This window comes from Streptomyces sp. SCSIO 75703, assembly GCF_036607905.1.
Taxonomy (GTDB): domain Bacteria; phylum Actinomycetota; class Actinomycetes; order Streptomycetales; family Streptomycetaceae; genus Streptomyces.
Window position 1 is genome coordinate 1,809,714 of sequence record NZ_CP144555.1, and the last position, 13,817, is coordinate 1,823,530.

The 13,817-nt window shown below is 72.6% G+C and carries 15 protein-coding genes; 7 read left to right on the forward strand and 8 right to left on the reverse strand.

Annotation, left to right across the window (positions count from 1 at the left end):
- Positions 1-87: 87 nt before the first annotated feature.
- Complete coding sequence (gene miaA / locus VM636_RS07750) at positions 88-1,026, reverse strand: tRNA (adenosine(37)-N6)-dimethylallyltransferase MiaA (RefSeq protein WP_030421232.1); 939 nt, start codon at positions 1,024-1,026, stop codon at positions 88-90.
- A gap of 184 nt (positions 1,027-1,210) precedes the next feature.
- On the opposite strand from miaA, the gene VM636_RS07755 reads away from it, so the two are divergent.
- Both VM636_RS07755 and VM636_RS07760 read left to right on the forward strand, forming a co-directional pair.
- Positions 1,211-1,507: a hypothetical protein gene (locus VM636_RS07755; protein ID WP_030421231.1), complete on the forward strand. Its 297-nt coding sequence runs from the start codon at positions 1,211-1,213 to the stop codon at positions 1,505-1,507.
- Positions 1,508-1,531: 24 nt separating this feature from the next.
- Positions 1,532-1,813 (forward strand): antitoxin, encoded by a 282-nt coding sequence (locus VM636_RS07760; protein ID WP_030421230.1) that lies wholly within the window; start codon positions 1,532-1,534, stop codon positions 1,811-1,813.
- Between the two features lie 139 nt (positions 1,814-1,952).
- On the opposite strand, the gene VM636_RS07765 is transcribed toward VM636_RS07760, so the two are convergent.
- The 4 genes from VM636_RS07765 to VM636_RS07780 all read right to left on the reverse strand — a co-directional run bounded on the left by VM636_RS07765 (position 1,953) and on the right by VM636_RS07780 (position 6,069).
- Positions 1,953-2,666 carry a class III extradiol dioxygenase subunit B-like domain-containing protein gene (locus VM636_RS07765; protein ID WP_053914397.1) on the reverse strand — a complete coding sequence of 238 codons (714 nt, stop codon included), beginning with the start codon at positions 2,664-2,666 and terminating at the stop codon, positions 1,953-1,955.
- A gap of 123 nt (positions 2,667-2,789) precedes the next feature.
- Positions 2,790-4,307, reverse strand: a complete 1,518-nt coding sequence (gene miaB / locus VM636_RS07770) for a tRNA (N6-isopentenyl adenosine(37)-C2)-methylthiotransferase MiaB (RefSeq protein ID WP_030421228.1) — start codon at positions 4,305-4,307, stop codon at positions 2,790-2,792.
- 56 nt (positions 4,308-4,363) lie between these two features.
- A complete protein-coding gene (locus VM636_RS07775; protein WP_030421227.1) occupies positions 4,364-5,023 on the reverse strand; it encodes a response regulator transcription factor in 660 nt (219 codons plus the stop codon).
- Positions 5,023-6,069 carry a HAMP domain-containing sensor histidine kinase gene (locus VM636_RS07780; protein WP_030421226.1) on the reverse strand — a complete coding sequence of 349 codons (1,047 nt, stop codon included), beginning with the start codon at positions 6,067-6,069 and terminating at the stop codon, positions 5,023-5,025. The genes VM636_RS07775 and VM636_RS07780 overlap by 1 nt, the downstream gene beginning before the upstream one ends.
- 123 nt (positions 6,070-6,192) lie before the next feature.
- Here VM636_RS07780 and VM636_RS07785 point away from each other — a divergent pair, with 123 nt between their 5' ends.
- Together VM636_RS07785 and VM636_RS07790 are read left to right on the forward strand one after the other, a co-directional pair.
- Positions 6,193-6,678: a TrkA C-terminal domain-containing protein gene (locus VM636_RS07785; RefSeq protein ID WP_030421225.1), complete on the forward strand. Its 486-nt coding sequence runs from the start codon at positions 6,193-6,195 to the stop codon at positions 6,676-6,678.
- A 4-nt stretch (positions 6,679-6,682) separates the two neighbouring features.
- Positions 6,683-7,921 (forward strand): cation:proton antiporter, encoded by a 1,239-nt coding sequence (locus VM636_RS07790; protein ID WP_030421224.1) that lies wholly within the window; start codon positions 6,683-6,685, stop codon positions 7,919-7,921.
- A gap of 77 nt (positions 7,922-7,998) precedes the next feature.
- Here the strand turns inward: VM636_RS07790 and VM636_RS07795 are convergent, their stop codons facing one another.
- A complete protein-coding gene (locus VM636_RS07795) occupies positions 7,999-8,418 on the reverse strand; it encodes a MazG nucleotide pyrophosphohydrolase domain-containing protein (protein WP_030421223.1) in 420 nt (139 codons plus the stop codon).
- 177 nt (positions 8,419-8,595) lie between these two features.
- Between VM636_RS07795 and VM636_RS07800 the strand changes: the two genes are divergently transcribed.
- A complete protein-coding gene (locus VM636_RS07800) occupies positions 8,596-9,591 on the forward strand; it encodes a TAXI family TRAP transporter solute-binding subunit (protein ID WP_030421222.1) in 996 nt (331 codons plus the stop codon).
- Here VM636_RS07800 and VM636_RS07805 read toward each other — a convergent pair.
- Positions 9,570-11,012 carry an ATP-binding protein gene (locus VM636_RS07805; protein ID WP_053914395.1) on the reverse strand — a complete coding sequence of 481 codons (1,443 nt, stop codon included), beginning with the start codon at positions 11,010-11,012 and terminating at the stop codon, positions 9,570-9,572. The two genes, VM636_RS07800 and VM636_RS07805, sit on opposite strands and share 22 nt — an antisense overlap.
- Before the next feature lie 10 nt (positions 11,013-11,022).
- The gene (locus VM636_RS07810; RefSeq protein WP_030421220.1) at positions 11,023-11,709 is read right to left on the reverse strand and encodes a response regulator transcription factor; all 687 of its coding nucleotides are present in this window, start codon (positions 11,707-11,709) and stop codon (positions 11,023-11,025) included.
- Positions 11,710-11,997: 288 nt separating this feature from the next.
- Between VM636_RS07810 and VM636_RS07815 the strand changes: the two genes are divergently transcribed.
- A complete protein-coding gene (locus VM636_RS07815; RefSeq protein WP_030421219.1) occupies positions 11,998-12,774 on the forward strand; it encodes an amino acid ABC transporter ATP-binding protein in 777 nt (258 codons plus the stop codon).
- Positions 12,775-12,918: 144 nt separating this feature from the next.
- The gene (locus VM636_RS07820; protein WP_030421218.1) at positions 12,919-13,755 is read left to right on the forward strand and encodes a glutamate ABC transporter substrate-binding protein; all 837 of its coding nucleotides are present in this window, start codon (positions 12,919-12,921) and stop codon (positions 13,753-13,755) included.
- Positions 13,756-13,817: the final 62 nt, after the last annotated feature.

Here is a 13,817-nt window from a genome sequence, read left to right on the forward strand (position 1 = left end):
CTAGGAATCACTGGTCGATCGAGCTCGATGATGGCACGGTGTCGCAGGCCGCGATGACGGCCGGAGCGTCCCGATGCCATCACGTGATCAGGCTGTGACCGGTCGTTCGACCAACGACAGCGCCAGGCCCGGAAGTTCCCCCCGGTCGGCGACCGCTCCACTCAGCCAATGCACCCGCGGGTCGCGCCGGAACCACGAATCCTGCCGGCGCGCGAAGCGTTTGGTCGCACGGACGGTCTCGGCCCGTGCCTCGTCCATCGTGCACTCCCCGGCCAGTGCCGCGAGCACCTGCTGGTAGCCCAGCGCGCGCGAGGCCGTACGCCCCTCACGCAACCCCTGCGCCTGGAGTGCGCTCACCTCCTCGACGAGGCCCGCCTCCCACATCCGGTCGACGCGGCGCGCGATGCGCTCGTCCAGCTCGGGGCGGGCCACGTCGACCCCGATCTGCACGGTGTCGTAGAAGGAGTCGTGACCGGGGAGGTTGGCGGTGAAGGGCCTGCCGGTGATCTCGATCACCTCCAGCGCCCGGACGATCCGGCGCCCGTTGCCCGGCAGGATCGCCCGCGCGGCCTCCGGGTCGGCGGCGGCGAGCCGGGCGTGCAGCGCGCCCGAGCCGCGCAGCTCCAGCTCCTCCTCCAGCCGGGCCCGCACGGCGGGGTCGGTGCCGGGGAACTCCAGGTTGTCGACGGCCCCGCGGACGTACAGGCCGGAGCCGCCGACCAGGACCGGCCAGCGGCCTCGGGCGAGCAGCGCGTCGATCCGGCGCCGCGCCATCCGCTGGTACTCGGCGACGGAGGCGGTGACGGTCACGTCCCAGATGTCGAGCAGGTGGTGAGGGACGCCGCCGCGCTCCTCAGGCGTCAGCTTGGCGGTGCCGATGTCCATCCCCCGGTAGAGCTGCATGGAGTCGGCGTTGACGACTTCACCGCCCAGCCGCTGGGCGAGGAAGACGCCCAGATCGGACTTACCGGCCGCGGTGGGCCCGACGACGGCGATGACACGGGGGGCGGAAGGTGCGCTGCTCACGGGCCCAGTCTCCCAAACCTCCGGACGGACTCTCGAACGAGTTACGTGACGGCGGGATTCCGGGTTCGTTGCCCGTTGCGAGGTTCCAGCCCCCGGAAACGCCGGACCGCCCGCCCTCGTCCACACGGACGGACGTACCGGACACCGCGGGACATCGCTCGCACGAGTAACGTATGGAGTTGACATGGGCGTTTTTGCGCGGCTTTTTCGGAGGTCGACGACCACGGAGGAGGCGTCGGCCGGCGAGACGCGGGCCGACACCCCGGCAGCGGACCCCGCGGCGGCGGATTCCGCCGCGGTGGAGTCCGTGACGGAGGGGGCCGCGGCGACGACGGACCCGGCGGGTGCCGGGGCCGCTGAGACGGCGGAGCGGGCGGCACGGTCCACCGCGGACGCCGGCTCGGAGAGCGTCGAGATCCCCAAGCAGCAGACCGCCGGGGACGCCGCCGACGAGGCGGCCGACAAGAGCGCCCGCACCTGACCGCTCCGCGAGGGAAGGCGAACCATGGGTCTCATGGACAACTTGAAGGCCAGACTCGAACCGGCCAAGGGCAAGGTCTCGGACCTCGCGCAGCAGCACGGGGACAAGATCGACCGAGGTCTCGAGAAGGTGGCGAAGACGGTCGACGAGCGGACCAAGGGCAAGTACAGCGACCGCATCCAGACCGGCCGGGGCAAGGCCAAGGACGCCATGGAGCGCCTCGCGCACAAGGAGGGCGACGGGAAGGAAGGCGACGGGCACACGCCGGGCGGCACGCCGCCGTCCGCGCCGCCGCCGGCCTCCTGACCGGGGCCGCGTCCGAGGGGGCGGCCGGCACGGTCCCGTGCCGGCCGCCCTCGGCCGTTCCCGTGGGTGGGCGGTGTCCGCCCGCGCCCGTGTGCCGGGGGCTCGCGGTGACGGGGCCCGGCACCCGCCCGGGCCGGAGTCAGGACCAGGTGGCCACCGTGTAGCCGACCCCGTAGGGCGCGTCCTCGTACAGCAGCGCCCCGGTCAGGTCACTCGTCCCGGCGGCGCCGGCGAGGACCTGCCAGGGGGCGCGGCCGGAGACCATCAGCTCGCGGGCGAGCCCGGCGTCCAGCGCCGCCAGCGCGGGCCCGTCCGTGGCACCGAGCGCCCGCGCGACCTCCGCGTCGAAGGGCACCGCCCGTTCGTCGAGGTAGCCGGGTGCCTTGACCGTGCGGCAGGCGCTGCCGTCGCCGAGCACCAGCAGGGCCACCCGGCCCGCCCGCGCGGCCAGTTCCCGGCCGATCCGCGCGCAGGTCCCGGGCGGCGTGTCCTCGCCGACGCCGATGCCCTCGACCGGGACGCCGGCCCACCCGGTGCGCTCCAGGAGCCAGGCGCCCACGGCGAGCCCGTACGGCAGCTCCCGTCCGTCCTCGGGGGTGCCGTCCGGTCCGAGACGCACGCGTGTGTCCACGCCGAAGCCCCGGAAGGAGCCCGGGGTGCCCGCGGGGTGGGGCTCGGTCCCGGCGCCGGGGGCCGGGCCGACGACGACGAGGAGGTCCGGCCGGGCGGCGGCCGGCACGCCCAGCGCGTCGACGCACGCGGTGCGCGCGGCGTCCAGCTCGGGTGCGGCGCCCGCCGCGACCTCCGGGACGAGGAGGGGCGGGCAGGGGCAGACGGCGGCGGCGACAAGCATGACCGGAGCGTAACCCCGGCGTCGCGGAAACGAACGGGGGGCCCTTCCCCGACCACGCACCGTCCGCGTCCCGGCGGACCGCCGGCGCTCGCCCGGGTCCGCCCCGGGCGGGCGCCGTCTTCGTCAGCCGAGGCCGCAGGCGCTCGCCGCGGCCGGCTGGGGCTCGGGCACACCGACGGTGGGCAGGCCCAGCATCACCCCGGCGGGCTTGGCCGGTCCCGCCGTGTTCCGCTTCTCCCAGGCGTCGCCCGCGCGGGTGCGGCGCACACCGAGCACCGGGCCCTCGGCGAGCAGGTGGTGCGGGGCGGCGTAGGTGATCCGCACGGTGACCACGTCGCCGGGGCGGACCTCCCGCTCGGGCTTGTCGAAGTGGACCAGCCGGTTGTCGGGGGCGCGGCCGGAGAGCCGGCGGGTGGCGTCGTCCTTGCGGCCCTCGCCCTCGGCCACCATCAGGTCGAGGGTGCGGCCGACCTGCTTCTTGTTCTCCTCCCAGGAGATCTCCTCCTGGAGCGCGACCAGCCGCTCGTACCGCTCCTGGACGACGGCCTTGGGGATCTGGCCGTCCATCTCGGCCGCCGGGGTGCCGGGCCGCTTGCTGTACTGGAAGGTGAACGCCTGGGCGAAGCGGGCCTCGCGGACCACGTGCAGGGTCTGCTCGAAGTCCTCCTCGGTCTCCCCGGGGAAGCCCACGATGATGTCCGTGGTGATCGCCGCGTGCGGGATCGCGGCCCGCACCCGCTCGATGATGCCGAGGTAGCGGTCCTGCCGGTACGAGCGACGCATCGCCTTCAGCACCGGGTCGGAGCCGGACTGGAGCGGCATGTGCAACTGCGGCATCACGTTCTCCGTCTCGGCCATGGCGGCGATGACGTCGTCGGTGAAGTCGCGCGGGTGCGGGGAGGTGAAGCGGACGCGCTCCAGGCCCTCGATCCGCCCGCAGGCCCGCAGCAGCTTGCCGAACGCCTCGCGGTCGCCGATGTCGGAGCCGTAGGCGTTGACGTTCTGCCCGAGCAGCGTGATCTCGGTGACGCCCTCGGCGACCAGGGCCTCGACCTCGGCGAGGATGTCGCCGGGGCGGCGGTCCTTCTCCTTGCCGCGCAGCGCCGGGACGATGCAGAAGGTGCAGGTGTTGTTGCAGCCGACGGAGATGGAGACCCAGGCCGCGTAGGCGCTCTCGCGCCGGGTGGGCAGCGTGGACGGGAACGCCTCCAGCGATTCGGCGATCTCGACCTGCGCCTCCTCCCGGACGCGGGCGCGCTCCAGCAGCACGGGCAGCTTGCCGATGTTGTGCGTGCCGAAGACCACGTCGACCCAGGGGGCCCGCTTCACGATGGTGTCGCGGTCCTTCTGCGCGAGGCAGCCGCCGACCGCGATCTGCATGCCGGGGCGGCGGGCCTTGTGCGGGGCGAGGTGGCCGAGGTTGCCGTAGAGCTTGTTGTCGGCGTTCTCCCGGACCGCGCAGGTGTTGAAGACGACGACGTCCGCGTCGCCGTCGGAGCCCGCGGGGGCGCGGACGTACCCCGCGTCCTCCAGCAGGCCGGACAATCGCTCGGAGTCGTGGACGTTCATCTGGCACCCGTAGGTGCGTACCTCGTACGTGCGTGTGCCGCCCACTGACTGGCTCCGGTCGATGCTGCTCATGACGACAAGAGTAGGCGGTCCGCGGGGGTGGGCCGGGCCCCTGTGGACAACCGCGCTCAGGGCTCGATCAGGCCGGCCCGGATCGCGTAGCGGGTGAGTTCGAGGCGGTCGCGGACGCCGAGCTTCTGGAGCAGGTTGGCGCGGTGCCGCTCGACGGTCTTGGCGCTGATGAAGAGCATCTCGCCGATCTCCTTGGAGGTGTGCCCCTCGGCGACCAGCTTGAGGATCTCCTCCTCGCGCTCCGTGATGGGCCGCTCGGGCAGGTCCCCGCCGCGCTGCATCCGGTCCAGGTAGGAGCGGACCAGGGTGCGCTCGGCGCCCGGGTAGATGAACGGCTCGTCGCGCACGGCGGCCCGGCACGCCTCCACCAGGTCCCGGTCGGCGACTGACTTGAGCACGTACCCGCAGGCCCCGGCCTTGAGCGCCTCGAAGAAGTACTGCTCGTTGTCGTACATGGTCAGGATGAGGATGCGCAGCTCGGGCAGGCGCCTGGAGAGTTCGCGGGCCGCCTGGAGGCCGGTCATGCGGGGCATGGCCACGTCCAGCACGGCGAGGTCGACCCGGTGGGCCCGTGCCGCCGCGACCGCCTCGGCCCCGTCCCCCGCCTCGGCGACGACCGTCAGATCCGGTTCCCCGTCCAGGATGAGGCGCACTCCCCGGCGTACGAGGGTGTGGTCGTCGGCGAGCAGGACGCGGATCGGGGGCCGTGCGGGCATCAGGGGCGGTCTCCGGTGGGAACGGGGATGTGCAGGCGTACGTCGGTGCCGTGTCCGGGGGCGGACGCGATGCTCAGGTCGGCTCCGACGAGCAGCGCGCGTTCGCGCATGCCGTGGATGCCGGCGCCCTCGGGGGCGGCGCCGAGGCCGGTGCCGTTGTCCCGGACGAGGAGTTCCACGCCGTCGGGCAGCGAGCGCAGGCCCAGTTCGGCGCGGTCGGCGGCGGCGTGGCGCGCGGTGTTGGTCAGTCCCTCCTGGGCGACCCGGTAGATCACGAGTTCCGATTCGGGGCTGAGCGGCGGCAGGTCGGCGGTGACGTGGTGGCGGACGGTGAGCCCGTGGTGGGTGAACTCGGCCGCGAGGGAGCGCAGGGCGCTGGTGAGGCCGAGTTCCTCCAGGACGCCGGGGCGCAGGCGGCGGGCGATGCGGCGGATCTCGTCGAGCCCGGCCCGGGTCGCCTCCTGGGCGAGGGTCACGTCGGCGCGCAGGTCCCCGGGGACCCGGTCGGCGACGCGCTTGAGCTGGAGCAGGACCGCGGTGAGGGTCTGGCCGACCTCGTCGTGCAGTTCCCGGGCGATGCGCTGCCGCTCGCCCTCCTGGGCGTTCAGGGCGCGGCCGGCGCCGGCGGCGCGTTCGGCCTGGAGCCGGTCCAGCATCTCGTTGTACGTGGCGATCAGCTCGGCCGTCTCGGGCGGCCCGGTGACCTCCGGCCGGTCCCCCGCGACCATCAGGTCGGCGGTGCCCATCGCGCGGCCCAGCCGGTGCAGCGGGCCGAGGCCGATGCGCAGCACGACAGCGTTGCCGACCAGCAGCGCGGCGAGCCCGGCGATGACGAGCAGGGCCTCGCCCAACAGGACGGGCGTGGAGACGGTGACCGGTCCGAGCAGCAGGGCGGTCGCCACGATCAGGCACGCGGCGTTGAGGGAGAAGATCCGCCAGAAGAGCGACACGGTCCGCTTCCCGCTCCTCCCGGATTCCACCCACAACAGCGCCTGGGTAAGTTTCGCCGCTCGCGACGTGTTGCGTATATCCGTCGCGACACCCATATCGTCACCGTACGCGCGGATGGCAGCATGGCGACGGTACGCGCGCGCCCGGCGGACGGGCGAACGCGGCCGGGACATGCGCCACGAACGCACGACATGCACCACGAACGAGGGGAAGAACTCGTGTCCGCTCCACGCCTGAGGGCGACGCCGCTGCCGGGCATAGGGGTCCAGTACGACCTCGTGACCCGCGAACACCGGCACCTGTCGGTGGTCGCCCACCGTGACGGCGCCCGCACGGTGAACGTCTACGGGAGCGAGGACCCGGACTCGTGCGCCCAGTCGCTGCGGCTGACCGGCCAGGAGGCCGGGGCGCTGATCGACACGCTGAAGCCGTCCCACCAGAGCGCGAACCTGCTCTACACCACGGACCTGGGGCTGGTCGCCGAACGGATCGAGGTGGCCGCCACCTCCCGCTGGAACGGGCGGCTGCTGGGCGACACGCGGATGCGCACCGAGACGGGCGCGTCGATCGTGGCCGTGCTGCGCCGGGCCGAGGCGATCCCGTCGCCCGCTCCGGACTTCCGCCTCGCGGGTGGTGACATCCTGATCGTCATCGGCACCCGTGAGGGCGTCGACAGCGCCGCGACGATACTCGGGCAGGAGTGAGCGCGTGCACTCAGCGGTTCTCCTGATCGAGTTCGGTTCCATCATCCTCGGGCTGGGGCTGCTCGGCCGGTTCGCCGGCCGGTACCGCCTCTCGCCCATCCCCCTGTACCTGCTGGCCGGGCTGGCCTTCGGCGAGGGCGGTCTGCTGCCGCTCGGCGCCAGCGAGGAGTTCGTGGCGACCGGCGCCGAGATCGGCGTCATCCTCCTGCTGCTGATGCTGGGGCTGGAGTACACGGCCGGTGACCTGGTCACCAACCTGAAGTCGCACTATCCGGCGGGGCTCGTCGACTGCGCGTTCAACGCGGTGCCGGGCGCGGTGGCCGCGCTGCTGCTGGGCTGGGGCCCGGTCGCCGCGGTGGTCCTGGCCGGCGTGACGTGGATCTCGTCGTCCGGTGTGATCGCCAAAGTGCTCGGCGACCTCGGCCGGGTCGGCAACCGCGAGACACCGGTGATCCTCAGCGTGCTGGTCCTGGAGGACCTGGCGATGGCGGTGTACCTGCCGATCGTCACCGCGCTGGTGGCCGGAGCGGGGCTGATGACCGGGAGCATCACGCTCGCGGTCGCGCTCGCCGCGGCCGGGCTGGTCCTCTTCGTGGCGGTGCGGTACGGGCGGCTGATCTCCCGGTTCGTCTCCAGCGACGACCCGGAGAAGCTGCTGCTGGTGGTGCTGGGTCTGACGATCCTGGTCGCCGGTGTCGCGCAGCAGCTCCAGGTGTCGGCCGCGGTGGGCGCCTTCCTGGTGGGCATCGCGCTGTCCGGGGAGGTCGCGGAGGGCGCGCACACGCTGCTGAGCCCGCTGCGCGACCTGTTCGCCGCGGTGTTCTTCGTGTTCTTCGGGCTGCACACCGACCCGGCGAGCATCCCGCCGGTGCTGCTGCCCGCGCTGGCGCTGGCCCTGCTCACCGCCCTCTCCAAGATCGCCACGGGGTACTGGGCGGCCCGCCGGGCGGGCATCTCCGTCAAGGGCCGCTGGCGCGCGGGCGGGGCGCTGGTGGCACGCGGCGAGTTCTCCATCGTGATCGCGGGCCTCGCGGTGTCGGCCGGGATCGAACCCTCCCTCGGCCCGCTGGCCACGGCGTACGTGCTGATCCTCGTGGTGCTCGGTCCGCTCACCGCGCGGTTCACGGAGCCGGTCGCGACCCGGCTGTTCCCGAGCCGGGGCAATCCGGACCGGGCCGGGGGCGCGCTGCCGGAGGCCAGCACGGCCCGCGCGGCGGGCGCGGAGGCGTCGGTCGGCGACTGAGCCCCGTGCGGCGCACTCGGCGGGCGGTCCGGAAGCTCGGTGGCCGCCGGTGTCCGGCCCTGCCGCGGCCCCCGGGGTCACCCCTCCGCCGGCACCCGGTCCGCCGGCGTCCACCCCTGGCGGCGCAGGACACCGCCCACGTCGGGGGCCTCGTAGTGCTCGCCCTTGAGCACCTTGCCGTCGGCCCGGCGGCTCACCCGGCCGTCCGGGCCCCGCTTGGTCATGTTGGACCGGTGGACCTCGGCGATCACCGCGTCGAGGTCGATGCCGTGCACCAGGGCCGTGCCGTACGCCACGTACACCACGTCGGCCAACTCGTGCGCGAGCCGGTCCAGCGGCCCCGCCACCGACACCTCCGCCACCTCGGCGGCCTCCTCGGCGAGCAGTTCGCCGCGGTGGGCCGCGAGGTCCGGCGCGACCTCCGTCGGCGTGTCGCGGGTGTCGATCCCGCAGGCGCGGTGGAAGGCACGGACCAGGTCGGCGGGGGAGGCACTCATGGCGACGACTGTAGCCAGAGCCGGCCGGGGCCCGGTCCGCCGTTACCGGTTCCGGGCGGGCGTCCGTGACCGGGCCCCGGCCCGGTCCGGTGGCCGTGACCGGTTCCGGTCCGGCCCCTGCGTCCGTGACCCGCGCGACACTGGTCAGCGCGGGTGCGGGCTGGCAGGATCGCCCGCATGTCCCGGAAGTCCCCTCGCCCCGGCGCGCGTGCCGCCCTCGTCGGCACCGGCGCGGGCCTCGTCGTCCTCGGCCTGCTGCTGTGGTGGCTGCAGCCGCTGGGCGAGAAGCCGCCGAGCGGGACGATCACGTTCAGCACCGGCACCCGCGCCGGCGTGTACCAGAAGTACGGCGAACTGCTCCGCGCCGAGCTGCGCAAGGACATGCCGCACCTGGACGTGCGGCTGCTGACCAGCGCGGGTTCCCAGGAGAACGTCGAACGGGTGGCGTCCGGCAAGGCCGACTTCACGGTCGCCGCGGCCGACGCGGTGGAGACGTTCCGGCTCGCCGGGCACCCGGGCGCCGGAGAACTGCGCGGGGTGGCCCGCCTCTACGACGACTACGTCCAGCTCGTGGTCCCCTCCGACTCCACCGTGCGCACCGTGGCCGACCTGCGCGGCAAGCGGGTGGCGATAGGGCTGCCGGACTCCGGGGTCCGGCTGATCGCGACCCGGCTGCTGGCGGCGGCCGGCATCGACCCGGAGCACGACATCGTGCCCCGGGCGGACGGCATCGACACCGGCCCGGGACGGCTGGGCAAGGAGATCGACGCGTTCTTCTGGTCGGGCGGGCTGCCGACGGACGGGCTCAAGAAGATCGCCGAGAACTCGGCCTTCCGGTTCGTGCCGATCGGTGAGGACCTGGTCGCCACGCTGCACGAGTCCGGCGGCGCGACCCGGTACTACCGGGCGACGAGCATCCCGGAGTCGGCCTATCCCAGCGTCCAGAACGGCTCCGTCGTCCCGACGATGGCCGTGTCCAACCTGCTGATGACCCGGGCCGACATGGACCCGCGGATCACCGAGTGGCTGACGCGGGCCGTGCTGGACAGCCGGGACGGCATCGGCGCGCACGTCCACTCCGCGCAACTCGTGGACCTGCGCACCGCGATCTACACCGACCCGCTGGAGCTGCACGCGGGCGCCCGGCGCTACTACCGCTCGGTGAAGCCGTAGGACGCCTCCGGGGTGCCGCGCGGTGCGCTCCTGGGCACCGTGACGGTGACCACCAGTCCGTGCGGGCTCCGGTGGCCGAACGCGATCGAGCCGCCGCCGGCCGCGAGCAGCGCCCGGCAGATGGAGAGGCCGAGACCGGAGCCGTCGACGTTCTGGTGGCGTCCGCTGCGCCAGAAGCGGTCGCCGACCCGGGCCAGTTCCTCGTCGGTCAGGCCGGGACCGCTGTCGGCGACGCGGACGGTCACGGTGTCCCCGGCGCCGCCGACCGTGACCCGGACCTCGCCCCGCGGGGGCGTGAACTTCAGCGCGTTGTCGATGACGGCGTCCAGGGCGCTGGACAGGCTCACGGGGTCGGCCCAGCCGGTGGTCGGCGGCGCCTGGCCGGTCAGCCGTACGCCCTTGGCGTCGGCGGTCGGCGCCCAGGCGGCGAGGCGTTCGGCGGCGAGCGCGCCGATGTCGGTGATCCGCAGGTCCGCCTCGCTGTGCTCGGCGAGCGCGAGGCCGAGCAGGTCGTCCAGGACGTGGGCCAGGCGCTTGCCCTCCGCCCGTACCGAGGCGATCTCCTCGTTGCCCTCGGGCAGTTCCAGGGCGAGCAGTTCGATGCGCAGCAAAAGGGCGGCGAGGGGGTTGCGGAGCTGGTGGGAGGCGTCGGCGACGAAGGCCCGCTGCTGTTCGAGCACGTCCTCGACGTGGTCGGCCATCTCGTTGAAGGAGCGGGCCAGCCGGCGCAGCTCGGGCGGTCCGCCGGAGGGGGCGACCCGGGACTTGAGCCGTCCGGTGGCGATGTCGTGGGTGGTGGCGTCCAGGACCCGTACGGGCCGCAGCACCCAGCCGGTGAGCCGCAGGGCGGCGCCGACCGCGAGCAGCATCGCGGCGCTCTCGCCCGCCGCGATGACCAGCCAGCCGCGCAGGGTCCGCCCGCGCATCGCGTCGGTGGGCGAGTCGGTGACGACGACGGCGACGACGTCCCCGTCCCGGATGACCGGTGAGGCGACCACCAGCCGGCCGCTCTGCCAGGGCCACACCTGCTGCGGGTCGTGGCTGCGGCGGCTGAGCAGCGCCTCGTCGAAGGCGGCGCGCACCTCGCCCTCACGGGGCAGGAACCACGTGGTGGGCGCGTTCGCCATGGGCACGTGGTTGCGGTAGTAGACGCCCGCGCGGATGCCGTAGACCTCGTGGTAGCTGGTCAGCTCCGCCTGGAGGGTGTCCAGGCGCTCGCCGGTCGCCGTGCGGCCGGTTGCGTCCGGGGCGGACTCGGTGACGAACTGGGCGAGCGCCGCGAAGCGCGCCGTGTCGTCGATGCGGTCGACGACCACCCGCTGCTGCTCGGCGCGGGCCACGCTGACCGCGAGGGGCACGCCGAGGGCGAGCAGGACGGCCGCCATCAGGACGATGAGCAGGGGGAGCAGACGCGTGCGCACCCGGGCCCGCTTACGCGGCGGGGGCGACGAGACGGTAGCCGACGCCGCGCACGGTCTCGATCAGGGCCGGCATGCGCAGCTTGGAGCGCAGGGAGGCGACGTGCACCTCCAGCGTGCGCCCGGTCCCCTCCCAGCTCGTGCGCCACACCTCGCTGATGATCTGCTCGCGGCGGAAGACCACGCCGGGGCGCTGGGCCAGCAGGGCGAGGAGGTCGAATTCCTTGCGGGTGAGCTGGACGACCGTCCCGTCGACACTGACCTGCCGGGTCGGCAGCTCGACGCGCACGGCGCCGAGGCGCAGCGACGTCTCGCCGCCGGCCGGGGCGTCCTCGTGGGCGGTGCGCCGGCTCACGGCGTGGATGCGGGCCAGCAGCTCGCCGGTGTCGTACGGCTTGACCACGTAGTCGTCCGCGCCGAGGTTGAGGCCGTGGATGCGGGAGCGTACGTCCGACCGGGCGGTCACCATGATCACCGGGGTGGCGGTGCGCTTGCGGATCTTGCCGCAGACCTCGTATCCGTCCTGGTCGGGCAGGCCCAGGTCGAGCAGGACGACGCCGTACGGCTCGCCCTCGGGGACGAGCGCCTGGAGGGCCTCCTCGCCGTTGCGCGCGTGGGTGACGTCGAAACCGTGCCGCGCCAGGACCGCCGACAGGGCGGCGGCGACGTGGTTGTCGTCCTCGACCAGCAGCAGTCTCATCCGGGCCCCCTTCGGTTCATCGGCCGTACGCGCTGGATGGGTACAAACGGGTGCGTGCGCGCGTGCGCGCCCTGTGCAGTGACGCCGATGGAGGGGGACGGCGTCAAGAGTGTTCCGGTTGTGGCCGCCCGAAGTTATCCGGACGATATGCGCCCAGCTCACAAGTGCGACGACACGTGTCCGATTGCTATCGGATCGTGATGCTCAGATTCCCCTCAGATGTAGAGACGCAGGTCGGGTGGGGTCACTACTGTCCTCCGAAACCGAGGAGGACGGAGCCCGAGTGCGATGACCGAAGTATCGGTGGCCAAGGAAGAGGTGGCCGCGACCGGCGAACTGGTCGTCCTGAAGAACGTCAACAAGCACTTCGGCGCGTTGCATGTACTCCAGGACATCGATCTGACGATCACCCGCGGCGAGGTCGTCGTGGTCATCGGACCGTCGGGGTCCGGTAAGTCCACCCTGTGCCGCACCATCAACCGCCTGGAGACCATCGACTCCGGCACCATCTCGATCGACGGCAAGCCGCTGCCCGCCGAGGGCCGGCAGCTCGCGAAGCTGCGCGCCGACGTCGGCATGGTCTTCCAGTCCTTCAACCTGTTCGCGCACAAGACCGTGCTGGAGAACGTCACCCTGGGCCAGGTCAAGGTTCGCAAGGTGGACGCCCAGCAGGCCGAGGAGAAGGCACGCGCCCTGCTCGACCGGGTCGGTGTGGGCGCCCAGGCGGACAAGTACCCCGCCCAGCTCTCCGGCGGTCAGCAGCAGCGTGTCGCCATCGCGCGGGCGCTCGCCATGGGACCGAAGGTCATGCTCTTCGACGAGCCCACCTCGGCGCTCGACCCGGAGATGATCAACGAGGTGCTGGAGGTCATGCAGCAGCTCGCCCGGGACGGCATGACCATGATCGTCGTCACCCACGAGATGGGCTTCGCCCGGTCGGCCGCCAACCGCGTGGTCTTCATGGCGGACGGCCGGATCGTCGAAGAGGCGGCTCCGGAGCAGTTCTTCAGCAACCCGCGCAGTGACCGGGCCAAGGACTTCCTGTCCAAGATCCTGCACCACTGACGCACCCGGCGGTCCCCCACGCCGACGCACTCCCCCCGGTTCCGACGACTTCCGGCTCCGCACGACCGCGTCATCCGCCGACGGCCCGCACCTGATCACCCGATCGTCCGATCGCAGCCTGATCACAGTCAAAGGATGTTCACCATGAAGCTTCGCAAGGTCACCGCCGTCTCGGCCACCGTGTTCGCCCTCGCCCTGACCGCCACCGCCTGCGGCGGCGACAAGAGCGACGACAGCGGCTCGTCCGGCGGCGGCAAGAAGATCACCATCGGGATCAAGTTCGACCAGCCCGGCCTCGGCCAGAAGACCCCGAACGGCTACAGCGGCTTCGACGTGGACATCGCCACCTACGTCGCCAAGAAGCTCGGCTACGGCGAGGACCAGATCGAGTGGAAGGAGTCGAAGAGCGCCGACCGCGAGACCATGCTCCAGCGTGGTGACGTCGAGTTCATCGCCGCCACCTACTCGATCACCCCGCAGCGCGAGGAGAAGGTCGACTTCGCCGGCCCCTACCTGCTCGCCCACCAGGACGTGCTGGTCCGCGCCGACGACGACTCCATCAAGTCGCCGGCCGACCTGAACAGCAAGAACCTCTGCTCGGTCACCGGCTCCACCTCCGCCCAGAACGTCAAGAACGACCTGGCGCCCAAGGCCAACCTTCTGAAGTACCCGACCTACTCGGCCTGTCTGAACGGCCTCCAGACCGGCGCCATCGACGCGCTGACCACGGACGACTCGATCCTCGCCGGATACGCCTCCCAGTCGCAGTTCAAGGGCAAGTTCAAGCTGGCCGGCTTCAAGATGACCAACGAGAACTACGGCATCGGCGTCAAGAAGGGCAGCGACCTCAAGAACAAGATCAACGAGGCGCTGGAGGCCATGGTCGCCGACGGTTCCTGGCAGAAGGCCGTGGACGCCAACTTCGGTCCGGCCAACTACAAGAACGAGCCGGCGCCGAAGGTCGGCGACGTCAAGAGCTGAGGCCCCGCCTGATCCGGTGCGCCGCCCTCCGGAAGGGGCGGCGCACCGGTACGGGCATCCCT

What these genes read in the sequence shown, in the direction of transcription:
- VM636_RS07755 (WP_030421231.1), top strand. Translation starts at nt 1,211, where the DNA reads ATGGGCGTTTTTGCGCGGCTTTTTCGGAGGTCGACGACCACGGAGGAG.
- VM636_RS07760 (WP_030421230.1), top strand. Translation starts at nt 1,532, where the DNA reads ATGGGTCTCATGGACAACTTGAAGGCCAGACTCGAACCGGCCAAGGGC.
- VM636_RS07765 (WP_053914397.1), bottom strand. Translation starts at nt 2,666, where the DNA reads ATGCTTGTCGCCGCCGCCGTCTGCCCCTGCCCGCCCCTCCTCGTCCCG.
- miaB (WP_030421228.1), bottom strand. Translation starts at nt 4,307, where the DNA reads ATGAGCAGCATCGACCGGAGCCAGTCAGTGGGCGGCACACGCACGTAC.
- VM636_RS07775 (WP_030421227.1), bottom strand. Translation starts at nt 5,023, where the DNA reads ATGCCCGCACGGCCCCCGATCCGCGTCCTGCTCGCCGACGACCACACC.
- VM636_RS07780 (WP_030421226.1), bottom strand. Translation starts at nt 6,069, where the DNA reads ATGGGTGTCGCGACGGATATACGCAACACGTCGCGAGCGGCGAAACTT.
- VM636_RS07795 (WP_030421223.1), bottom strand. Translation starts at nt 8,418, where the DNA reads ATGAGTGCCTCCCCCGCCGACCTGGTCCGTGCCTTCCACCGCGCCTGC.
- VM636_RS07800 (WP_030421222.1), top strand. Translation starts at nt 8,596, where the DNA reads ATGTCCCGGAAGTCCCCTCGCCCCGGCGCGCGTGCCGCCCTCGTCGGC.
- VM636_RS07810 (WP_030421220.1), bottom strand. Translation starts at nt 11,709, where the DNA reads ATGAGACTGCTGCTGGTCGAGGACGACAACCACGTCGCCGCCGCCCTG.
- VM636_RS07815 (WP_030421219.1), top strand. Translation starts at nt 11,998, where the DNA reads ATGACCGAAGTATCGGTGGCCAAGGAAGAGGTGGCCGCGACCGGCGAA.
- VM636_RS07820 (WP_030421218.1), top strand. Translation starts at nt 12,919, where the DNA reads ATGAAGCTTCGCAAGGTCACCGCCGTCTCGGCCACCGTGTTCGCCCTC.